Source organism: Desulfobulbus rhabdoformis, assembly GCF_016919065.1.
Taxonomy (GTDB): Bacteria; Desulfobacterota; Desulfobulbia; order Desulfobulbales; family Desulfobulbaceae; genus Desulfobulbus; species Desulfobulbus rhabdoformis.
The window spans coordinates 103479-123702 of record NZ_JAFFQA010000010.1 but is presented as its reverse complement, the minus strand read 5'-3'; the positions used below and the strand labels follow the sequence as shown (position 1 = coordinate 123702).

The following is a 20224-nucleotide window of genomic DNA, read 5'->3' as shown; positions in this document are numbered from 1 at the left end:
ATCCTTATTCGGCGTGCATTCTGGCTTTCAGCTCCTCCAACACCTTCATCGCCGCCACGGGAATAACCGTTCCTGGACCAAAGATGGCAGCCGCGCCATGATCATAGAGATACTGGTAATCAGGGGCCGGTATAACGCCGCCGATAACCGCCATGATATCCGGGCGACCCAGTTTCTCCAGCTCTTCAACCAGAGCGGGTAACAGGGTTTTATGACCGGCGGCCAGCGAGCTGAAACCGATAATGTGGGCATCGTTTTCAACTGCCTGTCGGGCGGCCTCTGCAGGGGTCTGGAACAGGGGGCCGATATCAACGTCAAAGCCAAGATCAGCAAAGGCTGTGGATATAACCTTTGCCCCGCGATCATGACCGTCCTGACCAAGTTTAGCCACCATGATACGGGGGCGGCGTCCCTCGGTTTCCTCAAACTCCTTGGTCATGGCAATGACCTTTTGTACCTCTTCCTTTTCACTGAACTCTGACTTATAGACACCAGAAATAGATCGAATCACGGCCGTATGTCTCCCCCATTCTTTTTCCAGAGCAAAACTGATTTCGCCAAGTGAGGCCCGGGCGCGAGCCGCCTCAATGGAGAGGCCAAGCAGATTGCCTTCTCCGGTTTTTGCACAATGGGTCAGAGCATTGAGTGCCGACTGGCACTTGGTTTCGTCACGCTCGGCCTTGAGTTTGGCCAGACGTTTAAGCTGGGCTTCTCGAACGGCAGTGTTATCGACTTCAAGGGTATCCAGGGCTTCTTCCTGGTCCAGACAGTACGAGTTGACACCGACTATTTTTTCCCGACCGGAGTCGATACCCGCCTGGCGGCGCGCTGCGGCCTCTTCGATACGCATCTTCGGTAGACCGGTCTCAATGGCCTTGGCCATACCACCGAGGTTTTCAACCTCCTGGATCAGATCCCAGCCGCGTCTCATAATGGCACCAGTCAAAGCTTCCAGGTAAAACGATCCTGCCCAGGGGTCAGCAGGTCGGAGAATGTTCGTTTCATCCTGCAGATAGAGCTGTGTATTACGAGCAATACGCGCAGAAAACTCGGTGGGAAGCGCTATGGCCTCATCCAGGGAATTGGTGTGCATGGACTGGGTATGGCCAAGGGCCGCGGCCATTCCCTCAATGCAGGTACGACAGACATTGTTAAAGGGGTCGCCCTCTGTCAAACTCCAGCCGGAAGTTTGCGAGTGGGTCCGCAGGGCAAGGGATTTGACGTTTTGGGGATCGAAGGTTTTGATGATCTTGGCCCAGAGAACCCGAGCCGCGCGCATCTTGGCAACCTCCATAAAATAGTTCATCCCCTGCGCCCAGAAAAAGGAGAGCCGAGGTGCAAATTTATCAATGGACATTCCGGCATTGACACCGGCCCTGGCATAATCCCAACCATCGGCCAGGGTATAGGCCATTTCGATATCCGAGGTCGCGCCCGCCTCCTCCATGTGATAGCCCGAAATTGAAATACTGTTGTATCTGGGCATATTTTGCGCGGTGTAGGAAAAAATATCCGAGATAATGCGCATTGATTGCGCCGGTGGATAGATATAGGTATTACGCACCATATATTCTTTAAGAATATCGTTCTGGATGGTGCCTCCCAACTGCTCCTGCTTAACGCCCTGCTCTTCTGCCGCGACGATATAAAAGGCCATGATCGGCAAAACCGCACCGTTCATGGTCATGGAAACCGTCATCTGATCAAGCGGAATTCCTGCAAAAAGGATATTCATATCCAGAATCGAATCCACGGCAACGCCCGCCTTACCCACGTCACCGACAACACGTTCGTGATCCGAGTCATATCCACGGTGGGTGGCCAGGTCAAAGGCGATGGAAAGTCCCATCTGCCCGGCAGCCAGGTTACGGCGATAGAACGCGTTACTCTCTTCTGCGGTAGAAAAGCCGGCGTATTGGCGCACCGTCCAGGGCCGTTGTACAAACATGGTGGCATAAGGACCACGCATATACGGAGGTATACCTGCCATGTAGCCCAGATGGTCCAGTCCATCGTAATCTTTACGGGTATACATGGGCTTGACGTCAATCTGCTCCACCGTACGCCAAACAAGGTCTTCGGCGCTCATGCCGGTTTCATCTTTAACCTTGGCAGCCCAGTCCTGATAAGTGGCTGGTGAGACCTTGGGATTCAGTCCAATAGTGGTAAAATCCGGTGCGCTCATGCGATCACCTCCAGATGTTTTTGCAGTTTGCTCAGCAGGTCCAGTGCATTCACGCGAACATGGAGAAACTCATCCACCCCCGCTTCTTTGAAGGCTTCAATATGGTCTTTGGGATACCCGGCGAGAATGATCATGATGCCAGGATCAGCCGCTTTGATCTGCTTGGCAAGGTCTGGAACGATCTCTGGATAGGTGGCATCGGTAGAACAAATCACCACAGCCTTTGCACCGGAATCGAGTGTTGCCTTGGCTGCCTCATCGACGGTGGCAAAACCATCGTTGGCAATGGTTTCAAAGGCGCCCACATTGAAAAATGCGGTGGAGAAGTCAGCGCGTCCCTTATGCTGCGGAATCGGGCCCATGTTGGCCAGAAACAGTTTCGGGGTTGCCCCGGTTTTTTCGGTAAAAGCCTCTGTCGCGCGACGAACACGTTCAAAGGGTTCAGTCCCCCGATGAATGTGCAACGGTTTCACTGAAAGTGTTTCATTTCCTTCACCGGCAATCGCAGTACTGAGCATGCCTATCGTTGCCCCTTGACGTGCGGCTTGGATGGCTCGAACCACCAGCTCACCATCAAGGATCGAGAGACGTTCACCCAAAGCGGCTACGGCCTCTGCGCACTTGTCCTGGTCGACCGTATTGGCATGGGCTTTGACGGCCTGAACCCGTTGTTCACAGAACCCCTGTTGGTCAAAGGGCTCGGCAAAAAGTCGTTTCTCAAGAAGGTTGGGGTACATATTGGTGCCGACAAAACGATCTGTACGTGTCGCTACATTTTTAGCTCGTTTGGCAGCGACTTCGGCAACGATGTCCTGGGGCATGCCTTTTTCCAGGGCCGCACTCATGCCACCTGCTTTTTCAACCTCCTGTAAGAGTGCCCAGGAAGACTCAGCCAGCTGGGCGGTGATCTTCTCCACATACCAGCAGCCACCAGTCGGATCTACGACCTTATCTAAATGCCCTTCTTCTTTGAGCACGATATGGACATTACGGGCAATACGTCTTGAGAACTCATTGGGTGTACGGAAGATTTCGTCAAAGGGGCTGACATGCAGACTGTCAACGCCACCGGCAATCCCGGAAAAAGCCTCGGTGGAGACACGAAGCATGTTGACCCAAGGGTCGACCTCGGTTTTGTTCCAGGTAGCTGTCCGAGCATGAATGTACATCTTTTGCGCGTTCTCATTGCCGCCAAAGGAATCAATCACCTGGGCCCAGGTCATGCGAGCGGCACGGAATTTGGCTATTTCCATAAAGAAATCGTTGCCAATGGAAAACTCAAAACTCATCATTGAGGCAATATCATCAATGGCCAGTCCACGTTCCATCAGCTCACGGATATAGGCAACGCCGGTGGCAAGGGCGAAACCGATATCCTGCACAGCACTGCCACCGCTGTTTCGATAGCCATCGGTATTGATGGCAATGGTACGCAGCTTGGGAGCGTGCTCCAGCGCCCATCGTGTCAACTGCGCCATGCGATCATAGTAATTGGACAGCGAACCTTGAAGTTGCCCATCCACTGCAAGAGCCCCCAAAGGATCCACCGCAAGCGAGCCTTCAAGTTGTTTCGTATCCCCACCCTGCTCTTCGATCAGGGCTGCAATCATGGCAAGAGGGGCAATCCCCGATGTCCCACAGGAAAGACGAATGGGATGCTGAGTGAGATCAATATCCTTAAAAGCAATTTTTGCATCACTGAGGCATGTCAAAGACAAGCCGCCCTTTCCGACCAGCTCCGGTGCGACCTCCGGATCCTGACCGGCCAGGGCAGCTTTATCTAAAATTATATTCAGGCTGTTCTGACCACGCGTCAAATCGTATGTCGCAGCCTTGTTAAAATCCTCAGGGCTTGCCAGAGTAATTTCCTGGGCAATATTCCAGGTGTTCACCCTATTTCCTGAAGCTGTTGTCCCGCGGGCATAAGGGCCTGCTCCTGGCAAGCTGTCTACCTGAGGTAACCCTTCCAGGTCTTGCAGGAAGTACATTGGTTGAATATCAATGCCTTCGTAGGTTTTTTTCACCAGGGATTTCTCAAAGGGTTTCCCTTTGAGCTGCTTGTCCACAGCCTCCATCCACTCGGCGTGGGTGTTCGCAGGGAAATCCTTGAGAATGTCCAATGCTGTTCCCATTCTTTACTCCTTGTTGCTTGGTTATAAAAAAAACCCCCGGTCCCATTTGGACCGGGGGTTCCCCTGATTCTGTACCTGCGCTGAACACCATTTTTTTGGGCCTGCACAGGTACTGGGATCAACAACGGGAACCACGGCCGCTTACGCTGATCAAAAAATCGGCAGGTCTTCTGGCTTCCGAATCACCCTACTCTTCGCGTCTTCCCGACCAGAAATGATCAGTGACATACTGCGAATTTCGTCCTCGGTTACAGCGGCCGGACCGCAACGGACTTGCACCGTTTTCCCTTTTAAGCCACAATACAATGGCGCCAATTTTTCTTTGATAACAATGAGTTAAAACAGAACTTCGTTAATGCATCAGACCAACAGCCCCCCAATATTTGCCACGACAAACACAAAAAAAAATCCCCGGATCAATAAAAATTGATCCGGGGATGCCCTGGTTTATCCACGTATCGGTTCTCTCCCTGGTCCAAGGGGAAAGTCATGTCATCTTCTCAGGTAGGTCTTCTGACTTTCGAATCATCCTACTAACTGCGCCTTCCCAGCCTTTGGCCAGTGACATATCTTGCAGCGTTCGTCCTCGAATACAGCGGCGGGCCCGTCCCCGAATCTCACGGGGTTCCCTATTATTCCTTGCGGAACCTGAAAATGGAGTAATGCTTACTTCATACAACTAGAAAGTTGTATTAACTAAACGTTTTCAAGTTCTTCTGTCAAGAATAAAATTCGTCTCGTCATGCTCGATCAATTAATTAACAAATAAAAATCGCTTATATTTTCCTATCAAGGTATATGCACAATAAGAATAAGCAATGAAGAACCACGGACAAAGGAAAGAGATGAAAAAGCAAACACTGTTCTTACTTTTGTTACTTTGCATCCTTGCAGCAGCAACAGTTTTTGCTGCCGGTAGCGGACAGCCAGCCAAGGGGGCGACAAACTTCCCTCCAAATTTTGCAAGTTATGCCGATGGAAACCTTGAGAACGTCTGGTCTATTCTCTGGCACCGCATTCAGCAGACACCTTTTAACCTGGTTGCCACGCTTATCTTTTTTGCAGCAATCATCCATACCTTCCTCAGCTCCAAATTTCTCTCATACGCACATACCTGGAAGGCTGAACATCAAAAAAAGATAGAGGCGGGGCATGTCTCTGAGCGCTCCACACATATTCCTGCCGAGATCTTTCACTTTCTCGGCGAAGTTGAGGTCGTCTTTGGACTTTGGGCTGTTGTTTTATGTGGATCTGTAGTGGTTTGCTATGACTGGAACACGTTTATCCACTATGTCAGTGGGGTCAATTACACCGAACCAATGTTTGTCGTCGTTATCATGACACTGGCTTCTTCCCGGCCCATTTTAAAACTCTCTGAAAAAGTCATGGCGCGTTTCGCTTCAGTCTTTCAGGGAACCCTGGCTGCCTGGTGGCTGACTATCATGACCCTGGGCCCCATTCTGGGCTCTTTCATAACCGAGCCGGCGGCGATGACGATCTCTGCTATGCTGCTCGCCCGAAAATTTTACGAACTCAACCCAAGCCACAGGTTTAAATACGCCACTATTGCCCTTCTTTTTGTCAATATTTCCGTTGGTGGAACTCTAACCCATTTTGCAGCCCCACCGGTACTGATGGTGGCGGCTCCCTGGGACTGGGGGCTCCCCTTCATGCTGACCAACTTTGGCTGGAAAGCCATCATCGGCATCATAATATCCAACGCCCTGGTGTTTGCTCTTTTTTGGAAAGAAATCAATCTATTGGAAAACAAATTCAACCTTACTCAGCTTAAACAGGAAATCAGGGAAAAATACATCCAGCGTGACGATCTCAGGCAAGATCTTCAGTCCGCTCAGGAACGTATTGGGGAAGGACTGCAAAAGGAAATTGAGCACATAAAAAATGCGGCCAGGGAATCGACCATGGACGTTTGCGATGAGCTGGACGAATCCTTCTGTGTTTTACTTGAGGAAACGTTTGAGCAGGAGTTTGAAGATCTCAAAATTCAACAGATGAGCATCACTGTTCCAGGACTGCTCCCTCGGGATAAACGGCCCAAACTCAGCGATCCCAACTGGGATAACCGCTGCGGGGAGGTTCCCGGCTGGATCATGGCCGTGCATGTCGCTTTTATGATCTGGGTTATCATGAACGCCCATTACCCGACTCTGTTCGTGGCGGGCCTGCTCTTCTTTGTCGGTTTTTCCCACGTTACCTGGCCTTTCCAGAACAATATCAATTTTAAACCGCCCATGCTGGTTGGTTTTTTCCTTGGAGGACTGGTCATCCATGGAGGGTTGCAGGGCTGGTGGATTGAACCGGTCCTGGGAAGTTTGGGAGAGATCCCCTTGATGCTAAGCGCCGCTGTTCTCACTGCCTTTAACGACAATGCAGCAATTACCTACCTGAGCACGCTGGTGCCCGGATTTACCGAGAGCCTTAAATACGCGGTTGTCGCTGGGGCGGTCACAGGTGGAGGCCTGACGGTTATCGCCAATGCACCCAATCCAGCAGGTCAGGCACTGTTGAAAAATTATTTTTCAAACGGTATTTCCCCCCTGCGGTTACTTGGGTATGCCCTGCTCCCCACCATAATCATGGGGCTCTGTTTCTTTTTTCTATAGGCAGAGGAAGAAATCCTTCTCAATCCGTGACATCAGGAGCCTGTTGACGTGAGGATACGACTGGATTTTTTTTCTTCGCCCCAAAATTCTTCAAGAAATCCACGACCAAATTGACGGACACAGAGGGTATGAAGTGATAAAATCTGCTCTTTTTCAGAGTCCTCAGCTTTGGGTCCGTAAGCCTGCAGTTTCTTCCTCCAGGGTGTGGTATCCTGCTTTGCAAGGAGAGTGGCCAACAATATCTCAGCGGTCAATATTGCCCTGTGTTTTACGGAATTTGCCGCTTCAACCATTGATAATCCTTCCTTTGCCAGCAGCAAAACCTCATCAATACGTTCCAGGGGAAGAAGCTTGTAAAGCAGGGCATAAAGAAGTGTCAGCGCCTGATTATGAAGTACGCCCGGCATACCATCATGCTCTCCGACCCGCCTATTCAGTATAAGCCCAAGCGCGCCATTTTTAATGGAACGATGCATGATTTCTTCCAGGGTGGAGTCACCAAGAAATGCGCACCGCTGGGAGCTTGCCAGACCAACAAGAGTTGCTCCGTATTCAAAATCTCCCAGGCCAGGAACCAAGAGACACTGACGGTAATGGACAATTGCGCGTATATAATCGCCATCCCACTGCGCATAGCTGGCCTTAATGGTATGAAAATGCCAGAGCCACAGGGGGGGATTATTGGAGCTGTGGCTAAAAAGCAAGGAGGCTAAGGTTGCAAGAGCCTCCTTGCCTTGGGCTTTTTTATGCTCAAGCCGTGCGCAAACTACCATCCAGGCGCGACGCTGAACAAGGGCAACAGCGACGCTCTGTGGCGCATTGACTTGAGCAGGCAAGGCAATGCGTTCTACCTGGGAATAAGCTTCTTCAAAGTTGCCAAGTCGTTCCTGCAAAGAGGATATTGTTATACCGTACTGCACAGGATTGAGTGGTTGTAGGTAGGTGGCCAACTTAAGAGCTTCGTGAAACTGAGAGTTGCGTTCAAAGAGTGTAAGGAGCGAATCAAGCACAGAAGGTCGCAGCATTTGATAGATAGAGACCTTGCTAAAGCGGTTCTCAACCTCCTCATCCACAGAAAACATTGGTCCGATCATGGGCAACCAGTACAAGGAGATAAGGTCATACTGCCGGGTCGCCTCTATACGCTTAACGAGGCGCTCCAAGAGAGGAACCTGCTCCTGAAGGGGCAAGATTGGTTCCAGCAGTTGATGCATGCAGCACAGGCTGAGGGGAGACTCAAGCTGCGAGAGTATCTCGTGCCGATGTTCATTCAACTGGGATCGCAATCCATCTTTCACTGTCTCTGGCGCTTCGGGTTGTCCACGCCAAAGGAGACGCCCCTGTTCGTCCAGATGGCTCATTGCAAAATCTGTTTTCATCCGCTCGATGAGAATGGCGGCCTGACTGGCGTTCACCTCTGGCAACAGCTTCCGGGCGACGCAACAGAGCAGAGACTCCGTCACATAGGGGCTTGAAACCGGATTAACCAGCGCGAGTGCCTCCATCCAGCTAAGCATGTGCTGCTCTTGTTCGTCATAGATATACGTACTCACCGGACAAGGAGGATGGAACTCTCGCTCTATCTGACCAACGCCGTGTCTGATGAGCCATTGCTCAACAGCGGCCGCCTTGTCGTGACGGACATGCCAGGTACTCCCAGAAAAATGGGAGAGGAAAAGCGGTGCGAGTAATCGCCAAAACCAGTGGCCTTCTGGAAGACTATCCACATTATAAAGGTGTAGTGGCACGGCTCTGTTCCAGCTTCTCATCATTCTGCCAAGACGTCTACATTCTCGAAGATCATGGGAAAGCCAGAATTTGAGCATATCAAGCCCGCGCCAGAGCATCTGGCAAGAGAAATTCTCCTTAAGCAGCAGATGCTCAAACCCTGCAAAGGTATCTTTCGAAGTCAAGTCAGAAATATGCCCCGTTCCGATTGTATCAGTACGGGATCGCTGAACCATCTCCGTGGGCTGGAATGCAAGGTCCCAATCTTCAGGATAGCCCGATGGTTACTCAAGCCAAAGCCCTCCCATGAATACGTCGGTTTTGCTGCATGGCATGAACAATCATCTCAGCTACCTGCTCAACACCAAAGGCAGAACTCTCCAGGCTCAGGGTATAATTGTCCGCCTTGCCCCAGGTCTTGCCAGTGAAACGATGACAGTAATTGGCTCGTTTACGATCCGAGGCCTCCATCATTTCCTGAGCCTTCTCTTGAGTAAGAGAGTACCGTTGCATGATCTGCTGCTCACGAAAGGCGTCGTCTGCATGGACAAAAACATTCAGGATGCAGGGGGTGTCTTTGAGGACAAAATCAGCACAACGGCCAACGATAACGCAGGACTCTTTCGCAGCGATATCCCGAATAATTTTACTCTGCACCATAAACAGCGCATCAAGAGGCGGCATCACCGCATCGACATAGGCATAATTCTGTTCATACAAGGTGTAAAAGAGTGAATTTGCCAGTTGCTGTTCATTTTCCTGAATGTATTGTGCAGTAAACCCACTTTGCTTAGCAGTAAGCTGAATCAGTCCCTCATCATAAAAAGATATACCCAGCTTTTCTGCCACCAGCTTGCCCACCGCATGGCCGCCACTGCCCAACTCTCTTGATATCGTCACAATGCACGTTTCGGTGCCGGCTCCCTTGCGTTCAACAGCGACGGAAGAAGATTGGGTACCGGATTCAACAGCAATCCATGACTTGGGCAATGTAATCGTCCGGTTGAAAAAGCGAACACAGTACCCCACCAGTATTGCTGCGGCCACGGTGCCCTCGCGGATGCCCTGGACATCTCCCAAAAAAACCAGTGAGCTGAGAATGCCTCCAATAACCATGGAGCTATCCACCGCAATTTTGGTTTTACCAAATTCAATCCCAAAACGTTTGTTTAAGGCCATGGCCAACCCTTCTCCCGGCAGATAGGTCAGTTTGGCTTTCACTTCAAAAAAGACTCCAAGTGCCAGTACCACGCAACCTAAGAGGCAGTAAAATGACTGGGTAAGGTAATTGCTGGGCTCAATCCAGGCAACCATGGGCAACGTCAGATCAATAAACCAGCCAAAAAGAAAAACAACCGGTATTTGAATGAGTTGAAACCATTGATACGCACGTTGCAGCACAAGAATCTGCAGGACAATCAAAAGAATATTAAAGACTATAGTTGTCTGCCCCAGACTCAAAGGGAAGGCAAGACAATACACATAGGGAATGCTTGAGATCGGTGAGACGCCAAGATTCGCCTTAACCGATAGATCCACGCCAATGGCCATGATAAAAAGGCCACAGATAAAAAGCAGGGTTCGTTGAATACGATTATTGTTCATGACTATTGGGTTGTTTCAGCTAAAAAAAAATTAAAGGCGGTTTTCTGATGCCGCATAAAAAAAGCACAGATGCAATTGACTGTCAGCCTGACAGGAAATTGCATCTGTGCTCGGGAAATACCAGAAACCGTCGTGGACGGTTCTTCATCAGTGGCCAGCTCAGGGCCCTGAAAAATACATGAATTGCAGGTGTGTTTCTTCTCTGTCTCTTAATCTATGTCGCAGGCGGTCTCAGCCGGAAAACATACGCCAAACAAAGGCGACCGCTCCGCACAGGACAATGCCAATCACTATGGGCATGAATGTGGATACCAGGGTCCATTTCAGGCTCTTGGTCTCCTTGTAAATGGTATAAATGGTGGTTGAACAGGGGTTATGACAGAGGCTGAAAAGCATCAAACAGACCGCGGTCAGCGTGGTCCAGCCCCCGGCTTGTAACAGCATGGCCAGGGTCGCGTTTTCACTGGTTTCAAACATGACACCGGCCCCCTGTTCACCAACACCGGCAACGCCTGTGGTCAAGACAGTGAGCATCAGCACGGTGGGAATAACAATTTCATTGGCAGGGATGGCGACAATATAGGCAACCAGAATAACCCCGTTGAGCCCGATCAGCCAGCCAGGGCCATCAAGGATGTGAACCAACCACTGAGCCAGAGAAGCGTCTCCCAGAGGAATATTGCAGATCGACCAGAGGACAATACCGGCCGGTGCGGCAAAAACAATGGCTCGCCAAAGTACAATCAGGGTGCGGTCAATAAGTGAGGTGTAGAGGGTTCTGAGAATATTCGGTGGCCGAAACGGTGGCAGTTCCAGGGTAAAAGTGGAGGCCTCCCCCTTGAGGACTGTGGTCGAGAGCATCCAGGAGGTGACAAAGGTCAGCAATACCCCTAACAGGGCCACTCCCAGGACAGCTACAGCGGAGACGAGGCCTGCAACCGCCGGTGGTGCCAGAACCCCAAGAAAAATAGTGGCCAGAAGAATCTGGGTGGGCCAGCGACCATTACAGAGGGCAAAGTTGTTGGTGATAATGGCAATGAGCCGCTCCCGGGGAGAATCAATAACCCGGGTAGCCACAATACCTGCTGCATTACAGCCCCAGCCCATACTCATGGTCAGTGCCTGTTTGCCGTGGGCGCCGACCCGCTGAAAGAGATGATCCATGTTAAAGGCCACGCGGGGCAGATAGCCAAAATCCTCGAGCATGGTGAACAGCGGGAAAAAAATAGCCATGGGTGGCAGCATGACAGAGATGACCCAGGCCATAGTCAGGTACAGGCCGTCAATGAGTACACCGGAAAGCCACCAGGGAAAATGGGCCGATTGAGCCAGATCCTTTAAAAAAGGGTGCCCATGATCCAAAAGCAGGTTGGCCAGCAGGCCCGAGGGTACATTGGCCCCAATGATGGTGATCCACAGGACCGCAGCCAGCATCAAGACCATGATCGGGCCACCAGTCCAGCGGTTGGTCAACAGTGAGTCCAGGCGCCGTTCCCAGGTCAGGCGGTGGGATGTGCCCTTCTGCTGCACATTGCGCTCGGCAATCTGCGCCGATTCGGCATACACTTTCTCCACCCAACGATCATGAAAATCCTGGGGCAATTTCCAGCGCAGCTCACTTGCGCGTTTGACGATATCTTCTGGTTTCATTGTCTTCATCTATGGGAATCTGGTTACCTGCTGCAGGCATTGATCGTTTCTGTCGATACGTGATCTTCGGCAAGAACGCCAATCTCACCAGAGGCGACCGCCTCGACAATGCGCGGGTCTCCTTCCAACAGGCGCAGGGCAACCCACTCTCGATGCGGCATATTGGGAAATGCTTCGCCAAGGGCTCCAGCCAGCTCATCAATGCTTTCCTGAACCGAACCGATGTCATAGCTGAGTTTTCGTGGAGCACAGCTGCTCCGGCCGTTTGCCATGGCGTCAATCTCAGTCAGCAACTCCTGTATACCTTCCCCCTGGCGGGCGGCTGCCAAAACCACCGGCACCCCCAGGTCGCGGGCCAAGCCACGGGCATCGACCTCAAGGCCGTGCGCTCTGGCCTCGTCCATAAGGTTGACGCAGACAATAGCCTTTTCGGTAATCTGAAGCACCTGCAGCGCAAGGTTGAGATTGCGTTCCAGGCGCATGGGGTCAAGCACGACAACGGTCACATCAGGGCGACCAAAAAGGATGTAATTGCGGGCAACCTCCTCGTCTTCGGTGGCAGAGAGCAGAGAATAGGTGCCAGGCAGATCAACCAGTTTGTATTTTTTTCCGCCCAGGGAAAATCCACCTTCGGCACGGGCGATAGTTTTACCTGGCCAGTTTCCTGTATGCTGCCTGAGTCCGGTTAAGGCGTTAAAAACCGTACTTTTTCCTGTATTGGGGTTCCCGGCGAGGGCAATGACAAAATCGGATTGTCCAAGCTTGACACCCAGCCGTTCCAACTTCCCTCCACCACTGGCAGGACAGTTGCTGCAGTTCGCTCCTGATGTTTGTGCCATCTTACTGCTCCACGTTTCGAATGCGTATACGATCAGCCTGCTCTTTACGAAGGGCGATGCAGGCCCCACGAATGCGATACCCTACCGGGCTGCCCGAAGGATTCATCAATTCGGCCACGGTTATGGTCCCGGGCACAACGCCAAGATCAAGCAACCGGTTTCGCTCCAATCCACGGCACAGTGACGACATCCCCACTATCTGCGCCTGAGCACCAATGGGTAATCGAGAAAGTCTCTGAACCGTTTCATCGAGCTGTTCGCCTGCGTCCAGCTCCACCACAGTAATTTTCTCGGCCACCTCCAATGGAAAAGAAAAACGCTCACCTTCGAGATAGAGGACAATTTCCAGAGAGTCCTTCTTCTCGAGTCGGATAATGGAGTCTGTGGAAATGCTTGCTTGGGAGATGCGACTGTAGAGATGGGCAGGTTCATCTTCTATGTGGATAACTCGGCCAACCCAGCCAACAGGATAGGTTGAGAGCAATGCTCCCCGTTTATTGGGCATTTCACCTGTAGAGGAGGGGATGGGATCGCCATGGGGGTCAAAGCGCGGGTATCCCAGTTCCTCGTCGAGTTTTTCAACATCCTGCCTGGAAAGTTCATGTTCCCGTTCATCGGCAAGTTTATGCCACTGGGATGCGTGGTGCCCTGTTTTTTTGGCCAGGTAGGTTTCATACAACCGGTGGGCCTTGAGTACATGGAGGGCGTAATCTCGCCCACTTTCTGTCAACCGTATCCGCTCTGGCTCGATTAATTCGGCGACTTGCAGGTTGTGCAGCAAGGCTGCTCCCTCTGCAGGGGAAAGAGTAAGTTTCGCGGCAATCGATTCAGGGGTCACCTCCTGCCGTTCGTACTCACATTCTGCAAGAAACTTTAACGCATGCTGTATCTGTATCTGTTCGCTCATAATCGTTTGTGTATCCTGACACATGAGCCAGCATAGACAGCTTTGATCCTAACACCTAGTATGCTGACCTTTCTGGAGGGGTGAACCGTCAAACGAGATAACCTGTAAACGCCCGGAAGACCGATTTTACTCTCTTGACAGAGCGCAGTAACAAGGCGGAAGAAAATATTGGTAAGATATATTCCTGATTTTCCTGATTCCGTGAGCGTTCATCGGTGCGTCAGCTTTGTTGTTTGTGACATGCCGATTAAAGTAAACTTTATCTTCGTGCTTCAAACAATGAAGGGGGCGTGCTGATAGATGCCCAGAAGGCGGCGGGTGAAACTGAGCTATAAACGAATTCTTTCACAATCTTCGTTTAGTTAAAAAGATACTTTGTTCAGTAAAAAGCCGCTGTCATCGATTCAGGATATTGAGATCAGTGAGGGGTGTAAAACACTTCTCAAGAGTACCAGAGACAACAATAGGCAGGCAATCAAAAATTGTCATTCTCAAAAGAAAGTCAAAAACGATGCGTTTATCATTTCTCTATTTGCTCTATCAGAACGTCAATTGTTGTAAGCGCCTCCTTAAATTTATAGCTTGAAATCATTGAGGCGAGTTGATTGAAACGCTCCCACAGCTCTTCTGGAAGGGGCTGCATCATAACCTGTTTCATCAACTCCTTGCTGGCTTTAGGGGCACTTCTCACCACCTTATTCCTCAGCATCTCCAGCAAGGCGAGTAAAGACTCCACATCAACGGGGCCGGTAATCGCCATCTCTTCTTCATTTGCCGTTGTTAGCACCATACTCTCCTCAATGCCTGTCAATACGGTGGTCAGAGGAGCTGCGACCGCGGCAAGGTGTGCGGGAAGCTGGACCAGATTTTGGTGTTTTAAGGCCACTTCAACAGCCTTGACCGCCTGTTGGAGTTCGTCAGCCCCGATATTGCCGGCGACTCCTTTTAACGTATGGGCCAGCCGAAAGGCGCTCTCCCAATCCCTCGCATCGACATATTCTTGAATTTCTGCTGAAAATCTTTTGAACTGGGCAACAAATTTCTTAAGAATATCAAGGTAAAGATTTTTTTTATTGTTGACCCGCGACATGCCCGTTACGGTGTCAATCCCTGGTAGATCAGGTAATTGCTTGTCACCGTTTTGGGCTGATTCAGTTGTTTGCCTCTTTTTCCAGCAATCCGGGAGAATCTTTCGCTGCCCCGGAATCACCCAGTTGAGCAAGGTGGCAAAAAGGGCCTGTGGTTCGATGGGCTTACTTATGTAGTCATTCATACCGGCCTCATGCACTCTCTGCCGTACCCCGGTCATCGCATCAGCAGTCATCGCTACCACAGGAACAGGGCACATCTGGTTTTCCCGTTCCCACTGCCTGATCTTCTGGGTGGATTCTATGCCGCCCATAACTGGCATCTGGAGATCCATAAGGACAATGTCAAAACAATCCTCACGGGTATTCTGGGCAATCCGCTCGAAGGCGACCTTACCGTTTTCAGCAATCTCAACAGTAAACCCCTCATCTTGAAGCAATTCACTCGCCAACTGCTGATTGATCTGGTTATCTTCAACCAGAAGAATCCTTGCTCCACGTATGCTCTCGAATCCTTCCGGCATTTTTTCTGGTTGGCGATCAACTGGTTTCCCTTCACAGGTGTCAGTTGCCTTGAAAGCATCAACCACGACATCATAAATCATTGATTCCGTAACCGGTTTTAACAAAAAACCACTTAAACCGATGTCAACTGCCTGCTTCATCACATCTTCACGCCCATAAGCCGTGGCCATAATGATTTTGGGGTGCGGCACAAGATCAGGATCTTCCAAAATTCTCCTGGAGGTTTCGATGCCATCCATAACAGGCATTTGCCAATCCATGAAAATCAGGTCAAACCCCCGCTGCCCGTTTTTTTTGAGTTGCTGTACGGCGCGTAGGGCTTCCTGCCCGGATGCGGCTGACTCTACAGCAAAAAAGAAACTTTCCAGATAATGTTCCAAGACCTTTCTGGAAACATCGTTGTCATCCACAACCAGCACCTTGAGCTGTTTGATGGCATCGGGAATAACGTTTCTCTCTCTAATTTTTGTCTGCTGTTTTCCCAGACGGGCTGTGAAATAGAAGGTGCTGCCAACCCCTAACTCGCTCTGAACGCCAATGGTTCCGCCCATCATTTCCGAGAGTTGTTTGCTGATAGCAAGCCCAAGACCTGTCCCCCCATATTTTCGGGTGGTGGAGCTATCAGCCTGCTGAAAGGACTGAAACAACTTCTCCTTTTGTTCGTCGGTAAGTCCGATTCCTGTATCTTTGACGGAGAATCTCAGCAAGACATCGCTGGCTGCTTCTTCAAGAAGCTCGACAATAACGATTATTTCTCCCTCATCGGTGAACTTGACGGCATTGTTGGCAAGGTTTAAGAGAATCTGTCCCAGCCGTAAAGGATCACCAATGAGATCGGTGTGAATCTTTGAATCGAGGGAAAAGACCAGTTCCAGATCCTTTTCCTGGGTTTTCATGCCGATCAGACTGGAAAGATTGGAGAGGATTTCGTTCAGATTAAAATCGACCGTTTCGATGTCGAGCTTACCTGCCTCGATTTTAGAAAAATCTAAGATATCATTAATAATGCCCAGGAGACTTTCTGCTGAAATCTTGACTTTAGAGGCATAGTCGAACTGTTTCTCATCCAGACCGGTTTTCAACAGCAGATGTGTCATGCCGATGATGGCATTCATCGGTGTACGGATTTCGTGACTCATGTTGGCCAGAAAGTCACTTTTAGCCTTGTTGGCACTTTCAGCCATTTTCAATGCATTATCCAAATGCATCTGCAGTTCTCTGTTTCGCAGGATGACATTGACCCTGGCAACCAACTCTTCCACCTCAAAAGGCTTGGTCAGATAGTCATCAGCCCCCGCATTCAATCCGCTGACTTTATTCTCGACATCCGTGACCCCGGTCAGAATAAAGATGGGGATGTCACTGATTTGTTGGTTCGATCGTATTTTTTTTAAAACAGTGATCCCATCAATATCCGGCATGATGACATCAAGGAGAATCACATCCGGCTTTGTCTCAGCTAAAATGTTGAGGCACTGCTCTCCCCCACCGGCAAGGATGACCTCGAATCCACTTGATTCCAGAAGGTCTTTGATTTGCATCCTGATGGTCAGGCTGTCATCAACTACAAGAATTTTTTGGGAACGGTCTTCCTTCATCATCGTCCATTCACCTTTCCTGTCAGGGCAACCAGTCTGCCCGAAATGGTGTTTGCAGGAAGGACTTCAATGGCTGCGTCCAGACGAATAGCGGCTCTTGGCATCCCGAAAACGACACTGGTCGCCTCATCCTGGCAGAGGGTGTAACCACCTGATTCTCTGATGGACTTCAGTCCATGTGCTCCGTCCTGCCCCATACCTGAGAGAAGAACACCGATGGGGTTTACAGACGGATCCTGCGCCAAAGAAAAAAAGAGGGCGTCAACCGAAGGTTTGCAATAGTGAATCGGTGGGGTATCAACAAGATAAATGACTCCCTCTCGGATCACCATGTGTCGTTTCGGTGGCGCCACCAGTATTCGCCCCCCCACTGTACCGATCCTGGTTCCGTTTTCTGCAAGCGCGACCTGCATCATGGCATACCCTTGCAACCATTCGTGAAAGGTGGCATCCAAAGACGAGGTCATGTGGATCACCAGGAGGATGGGCAAGGGAAAATCCGCAGGAAGAGCTGCACAGATAGCGGCCATAATTCCTGGCCCGCCCGTCGACATGCCGACCCCCACCGTATTATAAGGGGCACCACGCAATCGTTTGTTAAGAGCTGCCACCGGGGCAGGTTCTGTCCCCTTTTTTCCTGCTCGCCTGGCATGGGGTTTCAGCTTTGCAGCCGCTCTAATCGATCTTACCAGATCCCTTTCCCACTTCTTTGGTTCTGTAGCTGCCAGGTTTTTTTCTATCTGCGACAGTGCTCCCGACTTCAGACAATTCCAGCTCTGGAAGGCCTCTTTTCTATTATCTGCCGAAGAGCAGACGATAATGGGAGTGGGGTTCTTAAGCATAATCCGCTCTATGGCGGCAGAGCCGTCCATCTTTGGCATCACCAGGTCCATCAGGATAACGTCCGGCCGTTCCTGCCCAGTCAGATGAACCGCCTCCCTACCGTCGGCAGCTATCGCCGCGACAGCCATATCGGGTTGGCTATTTATGATGTCTGCGAGTTTATTTCTGACCGTGAGCGAATCGTCAGCAATAAGCACTCGTATGGGATCCCTGTTTTTCTCCATTTCCTCCCATTATATCAAGCTCTCCAGCGTTTCTATGAAAACTTTCTGCTCAAATTGACCTTTTACGATGTAGGCACTTGCACCGACAGAAATTCCCTGGCGTATATCGGCATCACTGCCTCGGGACGACATGATCATCACCGGAGTCTCGCTGTGTTTCGGATGACTCCTGATTCGCTCGGTTAAGGCGAATCCGTCTTCACCTGGCATTTCCACATCGGTAATAATCAGATCAAAATCCTGTTCCTCGATCATGATTGCCGCATCCTCAGCCGATTGAGCCAGGCTGACCCTATAGCCTTCATCCAGGAGAATACCGTTGATCAAGGTCCTTGTGGTCAGGGAATCATCAATAACCAGCACACTGGCTGGGAGGCTCGGTTCGCCCTGCGACAGCGATTGAACCGCACGATGTTTCAAGCGTGCAAAAATATCGGCAACACTGACGACAAAAGCAGGCATCCCGTTTTCGGCAATTGTCACTCCACTGATAAAGGCGAGCGTCTGGAGGGGATCAGGCAGGGGTTTCAACAAAATTTTTCTTCTCCCCAGAATGGCATCCACCTGCAAGGCAAGTGTTTCCTCGTGGGATCGAATAAAAAGAACAGGAAAAACAGGGTTACGGGAAGGTGTACCAAGCTTCATAGCCTCCTCCAGATTTACCAGCAGGACGGCTTGATCATAAAACCGCAGCGTTCCCCTACCGGCCTCGGTTTTGATCTGCGCTTCTTTAACCAGACGTGTTTCCACAATATGCTGCATGGGAAGCAGGAGTTTGTGTCCTCCCACTTCAACCAGAAAGGCATCAACGACATTCACGGACAAGGGCAAGCGTAAGAGCAGACGGGTATACTGTCCCTTGGCGGAATCTACACTAATGGTTCCCCCCAACAGTTTGACTGTGTTATTCACGACATCAAGCCCCACACCCCGTCCCGCCAGTTCCGTTACCGTCTCGGCCATCGAAAAACCGGATTCAAAAATCAGGTGCAGCACTTCCTGATGCGACAGAGCCTCCGCCGCCTCCTCGTCCATCATGTTTTTTTGTATGGCGTGCTCTTTTATTTTTTGCGCATCCAGGCCCCGGCCATCGTCTTGGCAAGTAATTTCAAGCCATTCACCATTTTTTTCAAACTCAAGACGTATGCGGGCCTGTCTGTTTTTTCCTGCCGCCAGTCGTTCGTCAACGGATTCAACGCCATGAATGATACTGTTTCTCAAAAGATGATAGACGGGTTCTTTCACTCCAGCCAAGAGAGAACGATCCACTTCATTTGCTTCTCCTTCAAGAATAAATTCAATGTCTTTGTCCAAAAAATGAGCGAGATCCCTGACGGTTTTTTCAAAAAAAAATGCCCCTTCCCCCACAGAGACCAGGCGCATATCCATTATCAGATCGGACATTTCCTGAGAAAACCGGCCGGTCTGCTCCAGAGCCTGCTCCAGCTGATCACAGAAAATATCCAAGGACTCATGGTCCTGCTCTCTTGATTTTTTCCCTTCACGAAACGATGACGCCAGTTGCTTAAGGTGGAGAATATTAATGACGATTTCATTTGCGAAATCAGTCATTAACTGCATATCATCCGTATCGATCCGCAGAGTCTCGGCAATTTTTCGCTCCCCTGTTTCCTGGGGCTGAGTACGTGCCCTATGCCGGGAGGCCCCTTCGTCTTGTGCTTGGCTTTTGTCACCATTCTGTGTGACAATTGCCTGCTGGTCTCCCTGGTCAGCCAACGAGTCACCACCATGAGTAAAGGGTGGTGACTCCGGGGCATCGGTTCCAAAGGCACGAACCGCCTGCTCCCCCTTTTCCAGCTTCTGAAGAATTGGTCCCACATCAATACTGTCTTCTGCCTTTCCTTCGCTGACCGCATCGATCAGAAGGCTGATAACATCCACAGCTTCCAGCAGGAGGGTAATGTCCTCACCACCGGCCCGAAGCCCCTTATCCCTGAAAACAGCCAGCCAGTCCTCTACCCTGTGTGCCAGATCACTGATGACACCAAGTCGGACTACACTGGCCGCTCCCTTGAGGGTGTGAGCATAACGGAAAAGCGTTTTGACGAGATCAACATCATCGACGGACTTCTCCAGTTGGAGAAGTCCTTTTGTCATCTCCTCAACAAGTTCCGCGGCCTCTATTTTAAAATATTGATACGGGTCATGCATACCGATTCCCCATTCAATCCGTTAGTGTTCGTTCAGAAATGAGGATTTTTGTTCACGTTCAAGGCGTACGTAAAATTTTACCGCAGGCATATGATTAATATTCC

General features: G+C 50.5%; 11 protein-coding genes and 2 riboswitches. Of the genes, 1 reads left to right on the top strand and 10 read right to left on the bottom strand.

What is annotated here, in order from left to right; genetic code table 11:
- Positions 1-4 precede the first annotated feature (4 nt).
- On the bottom strand, positions 5-2185 hold the full coding sequence (gene scpA / locus JWJ90_RS07510; RefSeq protein ID WP_205226588.1) for a methylmalonyl-CoA mutase: 2181 nt from the start codon (positions 2183-2185) through the stop codon (positions 5-7).
- On the bottom strand, positions 2182-4317 hold the full coding sequence (locus JWJ90_RS07505; RefSeq protein WP_205226587.1) for a methylmalonyl-CoA mutase family protein: 2136 nt from the start codon (positions 4315-4317) through the stop codon (positions 2182-2184). The genes scpA and JWJ90_RS07505 overlap by 4 nt, the downstream gene beginning before the upstream one ends.
- Before the next feature lie 143 nt (positions 4318-4460).
- Positions 4461-4648: riboswitch (cobalamin riboswitch) on the bottom strand.
- A gap of 155 nt (positions 4649-4803) precedes the next feature.
- Positions 4804-4984: riboswitch (cobalamin riboswitch) on the bottom strand.
- A gap of 178 nt (positions 4985-5162) precedes the next feature.
- On the opposite strand from JWJ90_RS07505, the gene JWJ90_RS07500 reads away from it, so the two are divergent.
- Positions 5163-6941, top strand: coding sequence for a putative Na+/H+ antiporter (locus JWJ90_RS07500; RefSeq protein ID WP_205226586.1), 1779 nt, complete (start codon positions 5163-5165; stop codon positions 6939-6941).
- A gap of 32 nt (positions 6942-6973) precedes the next feature.
- Here the strand turns inward: JWJ90_RS07500 and JWJ90_RS07495 are convergent, their stop codons facing one another.
- The 8 genes from JWJ90_RS07495 to JWJ90_RS07460 form a co-directional block, all read right to left on the bottom strand.
- On the bottom strand, positions 6974-8854 hold the full coding sequence (locus tag JWJ90_RS07495; RefSeq protein ID WP_205226585.1) for a hypothetical protein: 1881 nt from the start codon (positions 8852-8854) through the stop codon (positions 6974-6976).
- Between the two features lie 103 nt (positions 8855-8957).
- Positions 8958-10274: a cytidylate kinase family protein gene (locus tag JWJ90_RS07490; RefSeq protein WP_205226584.1), complete on the bottom strand. Its 1317-nt coding sequence runs from the start codon at positions 10272-10274 to the stop codon at positions 8958-8960.
- 231 nt (positions 10275-10505) lie between these two features.
- The gene (locus JWJ90_RS07485) at positions 10506-11924 is read right to left on the bottom strand and encodes a ferrous iron transporter B (protein WP_205226583.1); all 1419 of its coding nucleotides are present in this window, start codon (positions 11922-11924) and stop codon (positions 10506-10508) included.
- Positions 11925-11947: 23 nt separating this feature from the next.
- A complete protein-coding gene (locus tag JWJ90_RS07480) occupies positions 11948-12763 on the bottom strand; it encodes a FeoB small GTPase domain-containing protein (protein ID WP_205226582.1) in 816 nt (271 codons plus the stop codon).
- Position 12764: 1 nt separating this feature from the next.
- Positions 12765-13670 (bottom strand): metal-dependent transcriptional regulator, encoded by a 906-nt coding sequence (locus tag JWJ90_RS07475; protein ID WP_205226581.1) that lies wholly within the window; start codon positions 13668-13670, stop codon positions 12765-12767.
- Positions 13671-14190: 520 nt separating this feature from the next.
- Positions 14191-16884: a response regulator gene (locus tag JWJ90_RS07470; protein WP_205226580.1), complete on the bottom strand. Its 2694-nt coding sequence runs from the start codon at positions 16882-16884 to the stop codon at positions 14191-14193.
- Positions 16881-17948: a chemotaxis protein CheB gene (locus tag JWJ90_RS07465; RefSeq protein ID WP_205226579.1), complete on the bottom strand. Its 1068-nt coding sequence runs from the start codon at positions 17946-17948 to the stop codon at positions 16881-16883. The genes JWJ90_RS07470 and JWJ90_RS07465 overlap by 4 nt, the downstream gene beginning before the upstream one ends.
- Positions 17949-17957: 9 nt before the next feature.
- Positions 17958-20120, bottom strand: a complete 2163-nt coding sequence (locus tag JWJ90_RS07460) for a hybrid sensor histidine kinase/response regulator (protein ID WP_205226578.1) — start codon at positions 20118-20120, stop codon at positions 17958-17960.
- Positions 20121-20224 lie beyond the last annotated feature (104 nt).